General features: G+C 49.2%; 14 protein-coding genes. 2 read left to right on the forward strand and 12 right to left on the reverse strand.

All coding sequences use genetic code 11. The annotated features are described in order from the left end of the window. Position 1: 1 nt before the first annotated feature. The 9 genes from WC659_01760 to WC659_01800 all read right to left on the reverse strand — a co-directional run bounded on the left by WC659_01760 (position 2) and on the right by WC659_01800 (position 9,470). Positions 2 to 241: a thioredoxin family protein gene (locus WC659_01760; protein ID MFA4872641.1), complete on the reverse strand. Its 240-nt coding sequence runs from the start codon at positions 239 to 241 to the stop codon at positions 2 to 4. Further along, positions 238 to 570: a metalloregulator ArsR/SmtB family transcription factor gene (locus WC659_01765; GenBank protein ID MFA4872642.1), complete on the reverse strand. Its 333-nt coding sequence runs from the start codon at positions 568 to 570 to the stop codon at positions 238 to 240. The genes WC659_01760 and WC659_01765 overlap by 4 nt, the downstream gene beginning before the upstream one ends. A 180-nt stretch (positions 571 to 750) precedes the next feature. Further along, the gene (locus WC659_01770; protein MFA4872643.1) at positions 751 to 2,256 is read right to left on the reverse strand and encodes a DUF4153 domain-containing protein; all 1,506 of its coding nucleotides are present in this window, start codon (positions 2,254 to 2,256) and stop codon (positions 751 to 753) included. A gap of 635 nt (positions 2,257 to 2,891) precedes the next feature. Beyond that, the gene (locus WC659_01775) at positions 2,892 to 4,814 is read right to left on the reverse strand and encodes a hypothetical protein (GenBank protein MFA4872644.1); all 1,923 of its coding nucleotides are present in this window, start codon (positions 4,812 to 4,814) and stop codon (positions 2,892 to 2,894) included. 65 nt (positions 4,815 to 4,879) lie between these two features. Then, positions 4,880 to 6,016 (reverse strand): hypothetical protein, encoded by a 1,137-nt coding sequence (locus tag WC659_01780; protein ID MFA4872645.1) that lies wholly within the window; start codon positions 6,014 to 6,016, stop codon positions 4,880 to 4,882. Positions 6,017 to 6,188: 172 nt separating this feature from the next. Continuing rightward, positions 6,189 to 6,794, reverse strand: coding sequence for a hypothetical protein (locus tag WC659_01785; protein ID MFA4872646.1), 606 nt, complete (start codon positions 6,792 to 6,794; stop codon positions 6,189 to 6,191). 136 nt (positions 6,795 to 6,930) lie between these two features. Further along, a complete protein-coding gene (locus WC659_01790; protein ID MFA4872647.1) occupies positions 6,931 to 8,199 on the reverse strand; it encodes an ATP-dependent DNA helicase RecQ in 1,269 nt (422 codons plus the stop codon). Between the two features lie 82 nt (positions 8,200 to 8,281). Beyond that, the gene (locus WC659_01795; protein MFA4872648.1) at positions 8,282 to 8,797 is read right to left on the reverse strand and encodes a hypothetical protein; all 516 of its coding nucleotides are present in this window, start codon (positions 8,795 to 8,797) and stop codon (positions 8,282 to 8,284) included. 166 nt (positions 8,798 to 8,963) lie between these two features. Further along, entirely contained in the window at positions 8,964 to 9,470 is a 507-nt protein-coding gene (locus WC659_01800) for an NYN domain-containing protein (protein MFA4872649.1), read from the reverse strand. A 200-nt stretch (positions 9,471 to 9,670) separates the two neighbouring features. Between WC659_01800 and WC659_01805 the strand changes: the two genes are divergently transcribed. Next, positions 9,671 to 10,639: a hypothetical protein gene (locus WC659_01805; protein MFA4872650.1), complete on the forward strand. Its 969-nt coding sequence runs from the start codon at positions 9,671 to 9,673 to the stop codon at positions 10,637 to 10,639. Between the two features lie 6 nt (positions 10,640 to 10,645). Beyond that, on the forward strand, positions 10,646 to 11,623 hold the full coding sequence (locus WC659_01810; protein ID MFA4872651.1) for a hypothetical protein: 978 nt from the start codon (positions 10,646 to 10,648) through the stop codon (positions 11,621 to 11,623). A 5-nt stretch (positions 11,624 to 11,628) separates the two neighbouring features. Here WC659_01810 and WC659_01815 read toward each other — a convergent pair whose 3' ends face one another. The 3 genes from WC659_01815 to WC659_01825 form a co-directional block, all read right to left on the reverse strand. Beyond that, a complete protein-coding gene (locus WC659_01815) occupies positions 11,629 to 11,928 on the reverse strand; it encodes a hypothetical protein (GenBank protein ID MFA4872652.1) in 300 nt (99 codons plus the stop codon). A gap of 3 nt (positions 11,929 to 11,931) precedes the next feature. Next, positions 11,932 to 12,534, reverse strand: a complete 603-nt coding sequence (locus tag WC659_01820) for a hypothetical protein (protein MFA4872653.1) — start codon at positions 12,532 to 12,534, stop codon at positions 11,932 to 11,934. A 120-nt stretch (positions 12,535 to 12,654) separates the two neighbouring features. After that, positions 12,655 to 15,339, reverse strand: a complete 2,685-nt coding sequence (locus WC659_01825) for a DEAD/DEAH box helicase family protein (protein ID MFA4872654.1) — start codon at positions 15,337 to 15,339, stop codon at positions 12,655 to 12,657. Between the last annotated feature and the right edge of the window lie 148 nt (positions 15,340 to 15,487).

The following is a 15,487-nucleotide window of genomic DNA, read 5'->3' on the forward strand; positions in this document are numbered from 1 at the left end:
ACTATCCTGCCTGCTGAATGAGTTCCTTTATTTTCTCTAAAGAGGGCAGACTCCCGGCCAACACAGACTTCTCGTCAATGACGAGAACCGGACTGTGCATAATCCCCCTAGCCACAATCCTTTCCACATCCGTGATATATTCAATCTCTGCAGATACCCCCAACAATGTTACTGCTTCTTTTGTTCGCTCTAAGAGCATTTTACACGTAGGGCATCCTGTGCCCATAACTTGTATCTTCATAGTGGTGCATTTAATAAGCGCAATACGCGAATAAGGCGCTTCCCTTGCGCCGTCAGAGCATAATCAATGTACTTGCCAGCGCGTTTTTTCTCCACCACGCCTCCTGCCATCAGATCGGCCAGGTGATGCGATATGAGTGTTTGGGACATGCGCGTATGCGTCATTAAATCGCACACGCAGTGCGCGCCTCGGGAGAGCAGCAAGAGTAGTCTCACGCGCGCAGGCACCGCAAGCAATTTCAATGTATTCTCCGCCGCAACGAGTGAAGCATCTCCTTGCTCTAACGCCGGTGATGAGGAATGACAACGACAACGTTTATATATGAACATACGTTCATATAATAATCCCTTCTATTCATTCAGTCAATCGGGTTCGAACTCCCTTTCTTACCCAATCAAAAACACCCTGAAAGGGATGTTAAAAATCAAAACTCTCTAGGATAAGATGGCGTTAATAAGGACCAGGCTTATAACCCAGTCTTATACAAATCTGAACAATCTTGGAAACAATCAGCGCCTGGTCATGAGATTCATGATGTTCATTTCATACCACACCTTCTCCGCCACTCTCTTCTCCTGCCGCTCGATCCAGGGTGTCCAGTCAAATGCTTCTTCAGATTTATTTTTCCCTTCTCTCTCCAGATAATCGGCTTTTTCTTTCAACGCGCCTTGTTGCTCATATCGTTTCACTAATGAGAGCACGTCCGGTGACAGCATGGTAAGCTCGTACAGCCGAATTCTTGAATTTTCTATGCCGGACAGGGCGACATTGGCACGTAAGATGAATTGTTCAACGGGTAACACCGTCACCGCGGCATACATCCAAATAAAGAGCACTACCAAAAATTTGAGGATATTGGAGCGCTGCGCGATAAACAAGCGCGTGATGAGCCACACAAAGACTATCGCACAATAGAGCACCGTGTAGGCGGCAAAAAATTTTTCGTAGCTGAACCCGTAATAGGTGACATAGAGCCCCATGCGATAGCCTGCGGAAACTAGCAACAGCAATGACGCGGCAGTAAAAGCCGCCAGAATCTTTTGCACTATGGGGCTGGTTTTTCTGTATGCGAAGAAATAAATCAATATATTGATCACGGACAAAAACAGCAGCTGCCAAAAACCGCTTTTCACCAAATGCTCGGTTTCCTTGAAATCAAAGGGGAGGTCTCCCACCCACAAACGCTTCACCTGCACCCAGAGAAAAAGCGCATACAGGCAGAGGATGCCGCCGAGCACGATCCCTGCGACAATCGAGTCGATCGGCTTGTCCTGTTTCTCTTTTTTGCCGTAATCAAACGGCCCGCTCCACGCCGCGAGCACTGATGAGAATAGGATTGATAAAGCAATGCCCACCAGCAGCTTGTACATGAATGGCACAGAGATAATTTCTTTGAACCAATCATAGATGCCTTTCATGCGTTCGGCGAACACAGCATCGGCAGAGGAGAGAAGCGGAATGAAGACAGTGAGCGCGATGACCAAAAACAAGACTAGGCCGGCTGTTACTCTTACCGCAATCCGCTTCTTTGCCGATCCGGTCGGTACAATAAGATTCAGATAGAGTGTGGCGGACTTGCCAATCTGCAAGAGGAATGAGAAAAATCGGCTAATTATCCTTAGCACATACTCGATATCCCAGTACTTTGACTCTTTATCAGGCAAAAACGCCTGATTGTAAAAAATCGCAAACCCCGCCGGCAGAACCATGAGACTGAATATTTTTAGAAAAGGATTATCGTAGAGCGCGAAACTCAGGACGATAAGTGTGAACGGTATGAGCCACGCGAGATCATTCTTTCCAAAATGCCCTTCTTTGCGCAAGACCCACACGAATAACCCAAGAAATAAAACCAGAAAAATAAAGGCATTGAATCCCAGCGCATACACTCCTTTGCTCCAGAAATTCCACAGGAAGACAACCCAAAAAATCGCCAAACCAGCGCACAAAATAAGCCTAAGGGCCAAATCCCTGTTTAAACTCTCCGGGTGTTCCGTGGGAGCATTATTTGCCATGTTTCAATAATCCCACGAAATATGACTTAAATCAAGGAAAATCGCCCAAACGCTAAACCCGCCCCGCAAATGCGGGGCGGGTTTAGGACCTCTAAATACGGCAGTATTCCGAATGGTCAGAACCTCTCAAAATGCATGTAAATAAAAGAGAAAACGAGCGCTTGTACGCTCGCTGTCCCATATTCCTCTCCGCCTTGACTGACGTTAGAACCTGCTTGCAAGGATTAGTGGATAAATATTTGCCGTTTGTATTGGTAAAATCGTGGTAGTATCTTAGTGCAAAATTGAACAATTTCCGTATATATATTCAACGAAAAGTGGCTTTCGGATGTCCCCTCCCTGCGATAGAGACCGTAGGGGATCACGGCTGGCGATCCCACGGTCTTACGAACCTAACCATGTTACTGCTCTTAAACTTTTTCCTTAAGGTAACCCTATAGCAAGAGCCACAGGGTGTCCTGTGAAGCTATCAACCTTTCGCTCTCCTGAGACCATGCATGTATATGATAAGAAGTCGCGACGTAACAAAAAAGATTACATCCGCCTTCTGCGCCGTTTCTGCCCGCACCGTAATCTCTGACCACACCATGTGCCGCCCAGCAAGAAAATGCAATGTGCATTGCCTTTCACACGGCCTACAAGCTGCCCATATCTAGTGTCTTCCAGAGGGTTGCCAAGGAGAGAGAGGCTGCGCCGACGACCTGATCTGCGGCCCCGAAATACATGTAAAGATCACCGCCCCTAATGACCGCGCCGCAAGGGAAAACGACATTCGATACCTGACCTAATTTTTCAAACGGCATCCGCGGCTCAAACAGCGACTCATCAGTTCGCGCGATAATGCGGGTAGGATCCTTCACATCGGCCAACACGGCGCCGACGCGGTATTGACCATCATCGTCGGATATGCCATGGTAGAGCACCAGCCACCCTTTATCGGTCTTCAACGGCGGCGCAGCAATGCCAACTTTACGTGAATCCCACATGCCTTTCCGCGGCGCGATCCAGCGGTACTCCTCGAGCCACGTCTTCCCGTCAAACGCAAGGCTGGCATGAAATGAAAGGTCAATATCATCCCCACTTCGATGGATAATGAGGTAGGTGCTGTTGATCTTCTCCGGGAAGAGACACGCATCTTTATCATCGCACCCGGGCGGCGAAATGAGTACGGGTTTTGCCCAATTCCATTTTCTCTCAAGGAAATCCTTCTCATGAATTGAGGTGAGCGCGACCCGCGGTGGATTTTTTCCATCGTAGGCCGTATAGCACATATAGAATTTAGTACCCATCTTCGTCAGCCGCGGATCTTCGCATCCCGAATTCGCCCCGGGCACCACTTTTTGTTCAAATACCTCTCGAGGAACGTAGACCGGCTCTGGTAACCGCTCATCAATGTCAAATCCGTTCGTGCTGTTGGCGTATCCCAACACTGACGTATTGTCGTGAGACATGGCGCGGTACAGGAGATGCACCTTGCCATTCAGGTACACAGCCGCGGGATTGAATACCGCCTTAGACTCCCACGGATGATCAGCGATGGGCGCAAACATCTGTTGCTCGCGCGCCCACAACGATCGCAGGGGACCAGCAGGCGCTGTGAGTTTCTGCAATAATCCTTTGAGGGAAATAAATGCGAGACAGCAAACGGTATCAGCGGCGCCGTAGTACAGGTACACCTTCCCTCGGCGGATGAGCGCGCCCGAGGGGAATACCACATTCGGCACGATCCCGATTTTCTCATAGTATTCCTCTGCGGTAAGCAGCGGATACAGGGTACGCGCAATGACGTGTCGTGGATCCTTGAGATCAAGCAATACTGCTTCCACGCCAAACACCTGATGAGGATGACTGTAGTTCTTGATATACGAGTAAAGCAGTAACCAGCCCGCCTTTGTCTTCAAAGGAGGCGCACCTACTTCAACGTGGTCATAGGGAGTCCGCTGGAGCGGCAGGGTGGGCTGCGCGGAGAGATTACGGTACCACTCCTGCCAGTAATCCTCTACCCACATGTCTTGCGGCGTGTCAAAACTCGCGAGGCATATATGCGTGGGCGGCCGGTCAGTATTCACCGACAGCACCGCCCAGATCTTGCCGTTCACTCTCTCCGGAAATAGTGCCATGGCCTTCGCATTAAACGACGTCACGAGGTGTTTCTCCTTGATAGTCTGCAAGTCGGCGCTCACGGCCACGCCCACGCGGATGCCATCGGCTCTAAACGGATACTCGGACAGCGCGGTATAAAAGATGTAATACATTCCCTCAAGGGCAGTCACCCGAGGATCTTCGCACCCAAACCGGTCCCACGGCATATCAGGAACAATAAATCGTTGCCGTGCAGAAAAATGCACGCCATCCTTACTTTTCGCGATCCCCACATCAGACACCTTCAGCGTGGTGTTTGCGGCAGAATGGAAATGAGGCAGTGAGACAGCACGGTAGAGCAGGTAAATGGAACCCTGGTGGAGTACCGGGCATCCATTAAATACCGCATCCGCCTCCCACGATTGATGCCGATGGGGGATGAGTATCGGATTTTTACTCAATCGCTCGACGATCATAGCTGCGTAAAAAAAATAACCCATCCACGAGCATCAATAAAAACGTAGCAAGCATAAGGTGTATCTTATGATTTCTCTCGCACGACGCTCCGCGTGAGTACAGGCTCCTGGTCTTTCCGGAGCGCGTCGATGAACTGCGCAAAATCGACATGGGCCACGCAGACGTAACTGTCTGCCGCGCCATAGTACACGAGCAGCTGTCCGTCTTTCACCACGGCGCCTGAAACGTACACCACACCTGGTTTAAACCCGTGATGCTCATACGGCTCACTAGGCTCTAAGACTGGCGTGCGTGCGCGAGAGCGCACTATAGTCGGGTCATCGTGATCAAGCAAGAGCGCGCCGACCCGGTACTTGCTCCAGTCATGATCCATCGCGTGGTAGAATACCAGCCAACCATAGTCCGTCTTGAGCGGCACCGGCCCGGCGCCCCGTATCCATCGATCCCAGCAATTCTGCCGCGGTTTCCCGCCGTGATTGCTGGCGATACAAGCCTGATTTTTAAATTCGAGGCTGTCCACATACTCGACGAGCACCTCTGGATTGAGGCTGTGCAGTATCGCATACTTCCCATGTATCTTCTCCGGGAATATCACCCAGTTCTTATGGACCTCCTCGGGAGGAGAGATGAGGAGGGGCGCTTTCCAATGCCACCGCTTCTGCAGAAAGTCTTCGAGAGATATTGAGGTGAGTGCAACCCGTAAGTCGCCGTTGCAGGCCGTATACATCATATACAAAACATCCTCGTCGCCCACGCGCACAATGCGCGGATCCTCACTACCGCCCCAGCTCCCGCCCGACTGATAACAATACACCTGGGAAGGCCTCCGCCCGACCCGATGTTCGTACACAGGATGGGGCAGCCTTTCGTTAATCACAAATCCATCCTTGGACGCCGCATACCCAAAGCGCGAAATGCCGTCTTTTCCAATCGCTCGGTACAAAAAATGGACGACATCGTTCAGCACGATCGCTCCTGGATTGAATGTCTGCCACCCCTCCCACTCATTCTCTGTACGGGGGAAAAGTATGGGATTCTCGGGAATTTTGTGTAATTGAAAAGCAGATACTGTCCTTTTTCTAGCTCTCTGCGCCCCCTTTGTGGCTGTTTTCTTTGCTGCTCCCTGGGATTTCCCCGCCTGGTAGGGTCTAGTACCCCCCGTTGAGAACTTAAATAAATACTTCAATAGTGTTTTGAGCATAGGACTATATAAAACTGACCAAGAATATAGAAATTGACTAGGTAGAATAGCACTATGGCTAATCCCTCCATAACTACTCTTATATTCTCCCACTTTCTGTCTTGATTGACAATATGTTTGGTTATACACCAAGAGCCGCAGGAAACGACTTTTACGATTCCTCCGCTGCAATTTACTCTCTTTCAGGATGGATCATTGATATTTTTAACTTAAGGCCATGACGCGGCAGAGGAAGGCATCGCAGATAATCTCGAAAAAGAGACTCCCCACCAGGAAATGCGAGGAAGGTAAGGCTTACCATGCCGTCATAGCCTGGCTCCGGTGAAAATGAAATGGCGGGAGGCTGATCGGGAGGAAGCGTCTGCGCCGTACTGGGAATAAAAAACACCCTCCGAAAAGAGTGTTCTTGTTTGATTACCAACCTGCTGTGAGGTTTTTGAGACGGAAACGGGCCTGCCGCGCCGGAGTCCAGAATCTCTGGACGCAGGTGGGTCTCTTCCTCCAGAGGCGGACAAGCGAACCGCGCAATAATTTGACTCCGAGGGCGAGATTCGAATCCCAAACCAATCCGCCGCAATTTCTCTGGCTCCCTAGCTCGGTCTGGTACTGAAAGTATAGCGGTTTCGCAAGGATTTCCGCGCCTCTTTCTTGATGCCCCGGAACGGAGCTGGGTCAGGCTCTTAAATGGAGGGATGAGACAAATGAGACAGTTCTTAAGGGCGGTCTTTCGTGTCTCATTTGACGCGACTGTCTCATTCGTGGTCTTCTTATTTCTCACTTATAACTTGACCTTCTTCATCTTTGCGATGAACCAACGGATATCGTCGTACGTGACAGAGTCGGGGCACTTTTCTTTGATTGAGCCGAGACGGGCAGGATCTTCGCATTCGCTCATGGCTTTGAGGGTCGCGCGTTCATGGTCGCGGGAAAGAAAGGAGTTGATTACCTAAACAATGATCGCACCCTTGGCAATGGTCCTTCTGAAGAGAAGAGCCGCCACCGAAATAATCAAGGATGATCTTACGGCGACAGGCGCGGGCGGTGGAATATTCCTGAATTTTCTTAAGTTTCTCATATTTAATCACGCGCACGACGGTTGCCTCTTGCAAGGGCTTCCCCCGCTCCAATGATTCCTCATAATTCTTCCCAATGAAGAATTCGTGGAGCGCGCTGTCTTTCCTGCTATGCAGAAGCACACAGTACGCAATCTCGCCGTCCCTTCCTGCGCGTCCCGCTTCCTGGTAGTAATTCTCCAGAGAGGCAGGCATATGCGCGTGGATGACAAAACGGACATCGGGCTTGTCCACCCCCATGCCAAAGGCAATGGTCGCAGTGATTACGGGCACTTCGTCCCGCATGAATTTCTCTTGTACGCGTGTCCTCTCCTCTGAATCCATGCCTGCATGATACGGAAGCGCCTTAATCCCGTGTTCTTGAAGATACCATGCGAGTTCCTCAGTCTTGTCTCGCGTGCCGCAGTACACGATGCCGGAACCTTTCATAGAACGCGCGAGCCGCACTACTTCTTCATCCCGCTCAAAATCGGAGAGATACGCACGGGTGAAGAACCGGAGGTTGGGGCGGTCAAACCCCCGCACGAACGTTTGGGGATCCTTGAGCCCCAACCGCTTGATGATGTCCGCTTTCACCTCGGGCGTGGCGGTCGCGGTAAAGGCGGCGAGGATGGGACGCTGTGGGAGGCAGGAAATGTGTTTCTGAATTTCGAGATAATCCGGCCGGAAATCGTGCCCCCACGCGGACACGCAATGCGCCTCATCTATGGCGACGAGGGAAACGAAAACTTTCTTCAACATCTCAATAAAGCCGGTGGTCAGACGCTCCGGGGCAACGTAGAGGAGCTTAGTCTTTCCCGCTAACACCTCTTGTGTGCGCCGTTCAATTTCGTCATCCGGCAGGGATGAGTTAATAAAACTTGCCGCGATCCCCCTGACGTTCAGCGCATCCACCTGATCCTTCATGAGCGCAATCAAGGGCGAGATCACCACGGTCGTGCCGGGAAGCGCGAGCGCGGGCAGTTGGAAACACAAGGACTTCCCCCCTCCGGTGGGCATGAGCGCGAGCGTATCGCGTCCCGCAAGAATACTTGCGACAATCTCCTCCTGCCCGGGACGGAAAGAGACAAAGCCGTAATGGAATTTCAAGAGTTCATCAAGGTCAGGCATGGACTCTATTAAACCACCCTCCTTTCATGCATATATGAACGAATGGACACATCTTATTCCGCTGTGGCGCATTTGGCGAATTTCAACGCTTCAGCTTAATCTCATACGCGATCCGCTCCAATTTCACGAGATTGCGCTCCAGGTCGTCATACTTTTCCCGGAGCTTGCCGGAGAAGGATACATGAGAGAGCTCGTCCATAATTGATTGCGTTATACGGACATACGACTCAATCTCTTTAAGGTGCGTGGTGTCGGCAATGCTCATGGCCTTGCGCACCAGTTCTCCGGTAAAATCACAAACCCCGCCCAGAGCTTCGTCGGTATCGAGAGGAATGAACGATGGGATAGTGAGTCTCCCGCCAGTAAGAAAACTCAAATACGCTTTTGCCTCCACGTATTCCTCCAGCGCCTCGCGGAAGAAGCCTTCGGTGGCGAGCAGTGGCTGGCGCGTGAGCAGAGCTTGAACCGATCTCAGAGTGCGTTCGGCATCGGCCAGCAACCGCTTCCCGTCCTGAAACTTATCCTGCCGCATCAGGGTGATTGCCTGCTTGGCTAGAGAGCGCGTCTGATCGGAAGGCGCCTTCAGCCGATGCCGCAAGTCTTGATATTGCCGGTAGTCTTTGACTAACCGTCGAAGAGTTTTGGTATCAAACATAATGCGAATGTTAAAATTCGTACCCTTGACGCATCTTGGCGGGATATGCTATCTTAATACTGCGATAGCACTCTGGAGTATTCCGCAAGGAATAGCTCCAGATTCTTTTTTATTGGCTGATCTCGGCTTTTAACTTCCTTAGATCAACGAATTTCGCGAGGTTAAGGAGTTCTTTACCGACCCTTCCGCGCGTAGACATCACAATGACCCGCTTTCCCCTTTGTTTAAGCCGCTCCAGAGCGGGCGCAAAATCGCTGTCGCCGGAAACGAGAACGGCGGTATCGTATTTCTCCGCGAGCTCCACCATTTCAAAGGCGAGTTCAATGTCGAGACTGCCCTTATGTTTATTGCCTTCGTTAGTTTTAATCTCTTTGAGCGCTTTGGTACGCAGAATATAACCGTTGATATCGAGCATGTCAAGGAATTTGCGTTCGGCGAGATTGTTTTCATCGACGGCGGCGTAAGCGAAACACTTCATGCCCTCGCCGCATTCGCGCTTAAGGTACCGCATCAACTTGGCATAAGCAACCTTCCAGCCAAGCGTGCGCTGCGAATAGAAGACATTAGAAACGTCGATGAAAACGTAGACTTTGCCGTGGACGAATGAGGAAATCATAATGGTAGCGTAGCAAAAAAGCGTGTTTTTCACAATATTACCCGTTCATACGGGTTAACAACGACGGCGACACGTTCCACTGCCGCCCGTCGCCAGTTCTGACCGTGACACTCCGGCGGTTTACCCCGCAGTGCGGGGTGAAGGAGTAATTGTCATGTGGTATACTACAAGTAGAATCAGTTTGTTTCTTTACTTAATTTATGACCAAACTCATTCGGCTGAAAGTTTCCCGCATCAAATACACCGGCGATTCCATCGGCGATGACATCCGCATTGAAGTCGAGAGCCTGAACAAGTTCGTGGGGTTGAATATGCGGCTGAAGCGGGGAAGCGATAGAGCGCTGAATGTCGAAATAGGGCAATTCTTTGGCGACGGTGTGTCGTTCGCCCTGCCAGTAACAATCAGAATCATCGAACGAGATCTAGTATTCAACGACGTAGGAAGCGTGCAAAAAACGATCAAGGTCAATTTGAGCGACCCTTCGTCTCAACGTAACATCTATACGATAGAAGTGCGGGAACGGCGCGGTTATCTGACCCGGAAAAAGGCGGTCTTTGAAGTAACTTTGGAAGCAGGCGTGTCGGATACGATTTTGTACGTAGCAGACGAGAGCGGAGACGGCTGGGTGGTCACCGTGCCAGAACACGGTACCGAGAACATAAGCCTTCCATACCACTTAAAAATCTCGTTAGAAAAATACGATACTAAGCGCCAGTACTTTAAAATCATGGAAGGGATCATACAGGGCACGAAGGCTTCAGTACAAATCGAATCAAACGGCACATCACACCTCCGTACTGAAAATCCGCATACCGGATCGGCGCATCTCACATATTCGCTTTCTCGAGGAACGTTAAAGATGAACCGTAACGTCTACAAAGTCCTTAACTTCCCCCAAGACCCTGAACCATGGAAAAATGGTCTTTATGATATCGAAATACCTGACGCGCCGCATGAGCCCGGAGAAGCATATTTAGACCGTGCCAGATTGGCAAAAGTCTGGTTCCGCGTTGGTCACGGCGGAGAGAGGTACCTCCATACCGGCAGCGTGACACTTGGGTGCATCACGTTGACGGAAGTAGAACGCTGGGATTATATGTGTAAAGTACTCATGAAAGCGCGCAAAGGCGATGGGGAGAGCATCGGCGTGTTAGAGATAACCGACTGAGACTCTATGCACCGAAAATATGCTCTCATCGCGTGTATAAGTCTCATACTCGTGACTGGCTTGGCCGCGCTGGTTCTCTACCGCTTCCGGGTTTCAGCCCCCTTGCGGAGCGTGCGTGAATTTGGCCCATTAACATTAGGAAGCAGTATGCCGTTAGCAGGACCGGGAGATTGGACGTTCGCACCGTACAAAAAGATACCTGAGTCAGATTTTTACGTACTCGTCGTCCAATATGATAATTGGTGCATCCAAGCTTCATGCAGTCTTGATGGCGCTTTGGTACAAACTATGGGCGGATGGCTGCAAGGAGAAACAACGCGTAATTTCCCAGACTTACCGGAGATCATTGGTTTTGACCGGGAAGAAAATAGGAAAGTGAAATCCATCGTCGTCATCGGCGACTCGAAGGGGAGGATTGCCGGCATCTATCCGAACAAGGGCATGGAAGACCTTATCCCCGTCTTGAAACTCCATCCTGATATTGCCGACTTCAGCCTCTTAAACGGCGTGGACGCATTCGGTCCGCTCAAAGTCGGAGAACCTTCACCGGTACAGCCCGGCAATCCGACCGGCTACCAGGCGGGAGCGCCAACGTCGTTTCCTTACATCCAAATACCAGCAGGAAAAAAATTTTATGTATTCTCATTTCAACAAGAACTAACGGGAACAGGCTATTGCGCGTTCTGGAATTGCATCACGAGCAACTATGGCTACCGTAACTATACCGCGAACTATGTTGAAGATTTGGGCGGGTGGTGGTCAAGCGACGGATTACCTGAAACGGCACGGAAATTCGGCCTTGACCCTAACCGCGTGGCAAAAGGAGAAGCCTCGCTCGTGGTCGTGACCGACCCCTCCGGCGCCATCGTCGCCATTCATCCCAACAAAACCATACGGGACATCCTCTCCATCCTGCGGCAACTTCCCGAACTCGCTGACGTGGAACGGTTATTCGGGGACCGCGCCGACGACGCTCCCATTTGAAAATGCTATGCCTTGATCCTCGTTAAAAACGACGGCGAGACGTTCCATTGGCGCCCATCGCCAGTCTTGATTGTTACGCTCCGGCGGTTGAGTTTCATGACGATGCCGACGATCTGCTTCCCCTCATGTGTAAAGTACACTCTGTCCATGAGATTGAATTTCGCAAGACCCTTCAAGTCACGGGCTTTGTGATAGAGCTTTAATCGTTCAACGACCATTCGGTTAAGCAGCCTCAAATCTTCTTCACTCAAACGATTGAGGAAATGCTCGAATTCGGTGACAGGTTGGAGATGTTGATCCGGCATACATTAATCAAGCGCAGGATATTGTTCGGGCGCGACGCCGCGCTGGTCTATCACGCGCGGAAAATCGCGTGCTGTTTCTTGTTTATCAACGTGACGCGTTCCTTTCAACTTAACATCAAACCTGTGGCCGTCGCCAAAGTCAAACATGAATTCCAGCCTTGGGTGCCGGGAGTAATCGAGGTCGCAGATGCGGATTTCGTCTGTCTTGAACGTCGGATGCGGATCGTCTTCCCAACCCGGCGCAAAAAACGCAATGGATGAACCGGTGAACAATGGATCTGGTCTTTTACGCGTGTCGAGAAATTCAAAACCGTGCATGTGATCGTTATCCCAGCACATCGACTCAATTATCGTCTCGGCAAGATCGCAAAAAGTCTGCGTACCCAAAATTGCGATATCCCGCCATACAGGCCTTTTCAGGAGATACGTTGCACGGAACGCATACACCGCATCTTTGGGATTCTTGTCCGTAAAATTTTTCTCAAACTCCAGCTTATACTCCTTGTACTTCTTCAGCACTTCCTGTAAATACTCAACATGCCGCTCTTCTGTTATGGCACGATTGATACTCTCGTGAAAATTACCTTCTTGGATTTTTGGGTGCATATATAAGGCAGCTAAGCCATAGCGATACGCATACGGTCCATGGCGGCATTCCCACAACGCCCCCCTCGCTTTCAACGCCGACGGAATTTGTGCCAGCAGAAAGCTCTCGCGCCGCTTTATTTATTTTTTAATCCAAGTCCGAACAACTTCTTGAAAATTGCGAGGTTTCTGTTGTTGGGTTTCCCATTCTTCCTGTCTGACGTAAAGCATTTTGTAAACGACGTTCTTTTGATTCGCGTTTACATCCACGCACCATTGAGCAAGCCGTTTAATTTTCTCGACATCATCGAGATCCTCTCGCCCTTTGGTTTCAACGACATAGTATTCTTCAGGGCGTACTTTTACAATATAATCCGGGTAGTAATCTGAAATGCTTCCGTCCGCGTTTTTATAATCAATTTTGAAATGCACCGCAAAATAGTTTTTGGCGTAAGAAATTATATCCTCGCAATTTTCAAGAAAGCTCGCGAATTCCAACTCAAAATGGCTATCACCAATAATTTTATTAAAAATGCTTCGCTTTGGCACAATATACTCCTGATCTTTGACCACGAACGGGCGACTTTTGCCGATTTTTATATAGTCCCGAATTTCCGTCTCGCCTTTATCCAAAACAGTGAGCGTGTTGATTTCTTTTTTGAATGTTTCAAAGATCGTCCGCGAAGCCTCAATTTCGGATAGATTGCGAAGCGAATTGAGGTTATCAAGATCAATACGCGTATTAAATAAATGTCCTTGGATAAACTCCTTAACCTTGCCGTAAAGTATGTCATAGCCGGAAACAAGCCGGAGTTCTTTCATAATAACCTGCGTAAAATATCCGATTACGCTTTGATAGTTAGGCACAAAATTGCTATCAAGCTCCGTTTTGTGGGTAATATCTCCGCTCGCTATATCACGAAAGACAATCTCTCGTTTTTCCTCCTCCGAAAACTCTTTGATAGGGATTTTTTTATGACCGAATTTCGCGACATCAAGTCCGGACAAATTTTTATATTCGCGATAAATGCGGGGAGTAAGAACCGGAATTTGAATATCCATTTTCTCAATGTCCTTTTTCATATTCTCGCGATCAACTTCAACCACGAGCGGACTTTTTGGGCCGGTGCCTTCGCCCATCTTGCGGTGTTCAAATTCAACTCCCTCGTTTTTGATAGATTCCACAAAATCCATAAATGCGTCAGTGCCTACAACACTGACAAGCTCCGGCAAGTCCGGATCGCGATACATTCGGCGCAAACCTCGTCCAAGCGTCTGCTCGGGCAGAATGTTGCTTTGCGCAACATAAGCCCGTAGGCCGACAATAGTCGTTACATTACGAACATCCCAGCCCTCTTTGAGCATAAGCACCGAAACAATCGCTTTGTACGGACTGTCGAGCTGATCAATCTCATTAGCCGCCTTACGCAGTATTTTTAGTTCTTCCTCTTTTTTGCCAGTTACACTTTCCGAAATTTCTCCGTTGTTTTTCGTGTGAATCACTAACACCGCGTCTTTTAGCTCCGCATAGGTGTTTTCAAGATATTCCGCCACCTCATCGCAATTTTTTGTATCATCTGTCATCAAAAATAAGACTGCTTTTTTGCCGAGCTTAGTGTGCACGTCGTACACTTTTTTCCATTCAAGAAAACCGAGATGGATATAATCTTTATATTTCTCGGTATACTTCGCGCTTTTGTGTTCCTGTAATTTTGCGCGGCTGGCTGAATCCGGCAAAACAGGGTGCTTAACGACATTTTGATGGATTGCTTCAACAAGCGGGTAGTCGCTTATCGTTTGCACAAAAATTGCGCCGCTGTTGTGCTTCGGCGTAGCCGTTACATCAACCTGCAAAGCAAGCTGACCACCTTTCATCTTGAGCCGATTGTGAATATCCTCAATTGCCTTGAACCACGCCAAGCGCGGATCGTGGATATGGTGGGCTTCATCGTTTAGCACAATAAGTTCGTCCACATTGCGAACAATATCCCCAAGATCAAGTTTTGATTCGTTCGTCGCGCCAACCGGCTGCTTTCCAAGAAAATAATCGGTTGTATCGGGATCACCGAAGCTCGCCGACTCTATCGCGCCCTCGTAGACACGGTGAATGTTCGTAAGAAAGATATTGCCGGTTTTTCGCACAGTGCCAATTTCATCCTGAATATGAAGCGTCATTTGAAAATCATCGCGCCAGTTCCGTCCTTGATAGCCGTTGTCGGGAAGCACGGGATCCCCAAAAAATATTTTGAGTCCGTCAAAATCGGCGCGAATACGATCAAGAACGATAATATTGGGCGTAATGACCAGAAAATTGCGGGCCAACCGCGAATCGTCCTCATAAAGTTTGTGATAGTAGCACCATGCCAAAATCAAACTCAATACTTTTGTTTTTCCACTACCAGTTGCCATCTTTACTACATATCGCGTCCATGTCTCGCTAAACATACTTGTTGAAATCGCCCGCGAGCTATCAAATTGCATAAGTGCGTATGGATCTCTCGCCTTGGCGATTTCATACAGCCAAATAATCGTTTCCACCGCCTCTCGTTGGGCAAAGTAGTATTGAAAAAGAAATATCTCGCCGTCTGATGTTTCTGTCGGATGATCAGTTAAAAACCACCACTTGAGCAATGTTTTGCTTGTTTCGCTAGCGCCGTCATAACCGGACAATCGCCAATCCCGAACTTTTTTGCGAAGTTCGGCAACGAGTGGAGGGAGTAGTTTTTCATATCCCTTTTCACGCAAATTCTCATCAGCCGGAAACCACCGGATCGCCGGATCAAGAATTTCATATGGTGATTGTGGAAACTTTTGATGAAGTGCCATAAAACTATTTAAAGTTTCAACTAATTCCAGCCCTTATTTTAAGCCAAATTTTAATCATTTTTTAACTAATTCGTCTCTCTTTTAACTAACTTCCAAACCGCAATTCCGATCTTTTCTTCTAATCCCTTAGCTAGGATAATGACCCGCC

Source organism: Patescibacteria group bacterium (assembly GCA_041645165.1).
In the GTDB taxonomy this organism is placed as follows: domain Bacteria; phylum Patescibacteriota; class Patescibacteriia; order 2-02-FULL-49-11; family 2-02-FULL-49-11; genus 2-02-FULL-49-11.

What these genes read in the sequence shown, in the direction of transcription:
- WC659_01760 (MFA4872641.1), bottom strand. Translation starts at nt 241, where the DNA reads ATGAAGATACAAGTTATGGGCACAGGATGCCCTACGTGTAAAATGCTC.
- WC659_01765 (MFA4872642.1), bottom strand. Translation starts at nt 570, where the DNA reads ATGTTCATATATAAACGTTGTCGTTGTCATTCCTCATCACCGGCGTTA.
- WC659_01770 (MFA4872643.1), bottom strand. Translation starts at nt 2,256, where the DNA reads ATGGCAAATAATGCTCCCACGGAACACCCGGAGAGTTTAAACAGGGAT.
- WC659_01775 (MFA4872644.1), bottom strand. Translation starts at nt 4,814, where the DNA reads ATGATCGTCGAGCGATTGAGTAAAAATCCGATACTCATCCCCCATCGG.
- WC659_01780 (MFA4872645.1), bottom strand. Translation starts at nt 6,016, where the DNA reads ATGCTCAAAACACTATTGAAGTATTTATTTAAGTTCTCAACGGGGGGT.
- WC659_01790 (MFA4872647.1), bottom strand. Translation starts at nt 8,199, where the DNA reads ATGCCTGACCTTGATGAACTCTTGAAATTCCATTACGGCTTTGTCTCT.
- WC659_01800 (MFA4872649.1), bottom strand. Translation starts at nt 9,470, where the DNA reads ATGATTTCCTCATTCGTCCACGGCAAAGTCTACGTTTTCATCGACGTT.
- WC659_01805 (MFA4872650.1), top strand. Translation starts at nt 9,671, where the DNA reads ATGACCAAACTCATTCGGCTGAAAGTTTCCCGCATCAAATACACCGGC.
- WC659_01810 (MFA4872651.1), top strand. Translation starts at nt 10,646, where the DNA reads ATGCACCGAAAATATGCTCTCATCGCGTGTATAAGTCTCATACTCGTG.
- WC659_01815 (MFA4872652.1), bottom strand. Translation starts at nt 11,928, where the DNA reads ATGCCGGATCAACATCTCCAACCTGTCACCGAATTCGAGCATTTCCTC.
- WC659_01820 (MFA4872653.1), bottom strand. Translation starts at nt 12,534, where the DNA reads ATGCACCCAAAAATCCAAGAAGGTAATTTTCACGAGAGTATCAATCGT.
- WC659_01825 (MFA4872654.1), bottom strand. Translation starts at nt 15,339, where the DNA reads ATGGCACTTCATCAAAAGTTTCCACAATCACCATATGAAATTCTTGAT.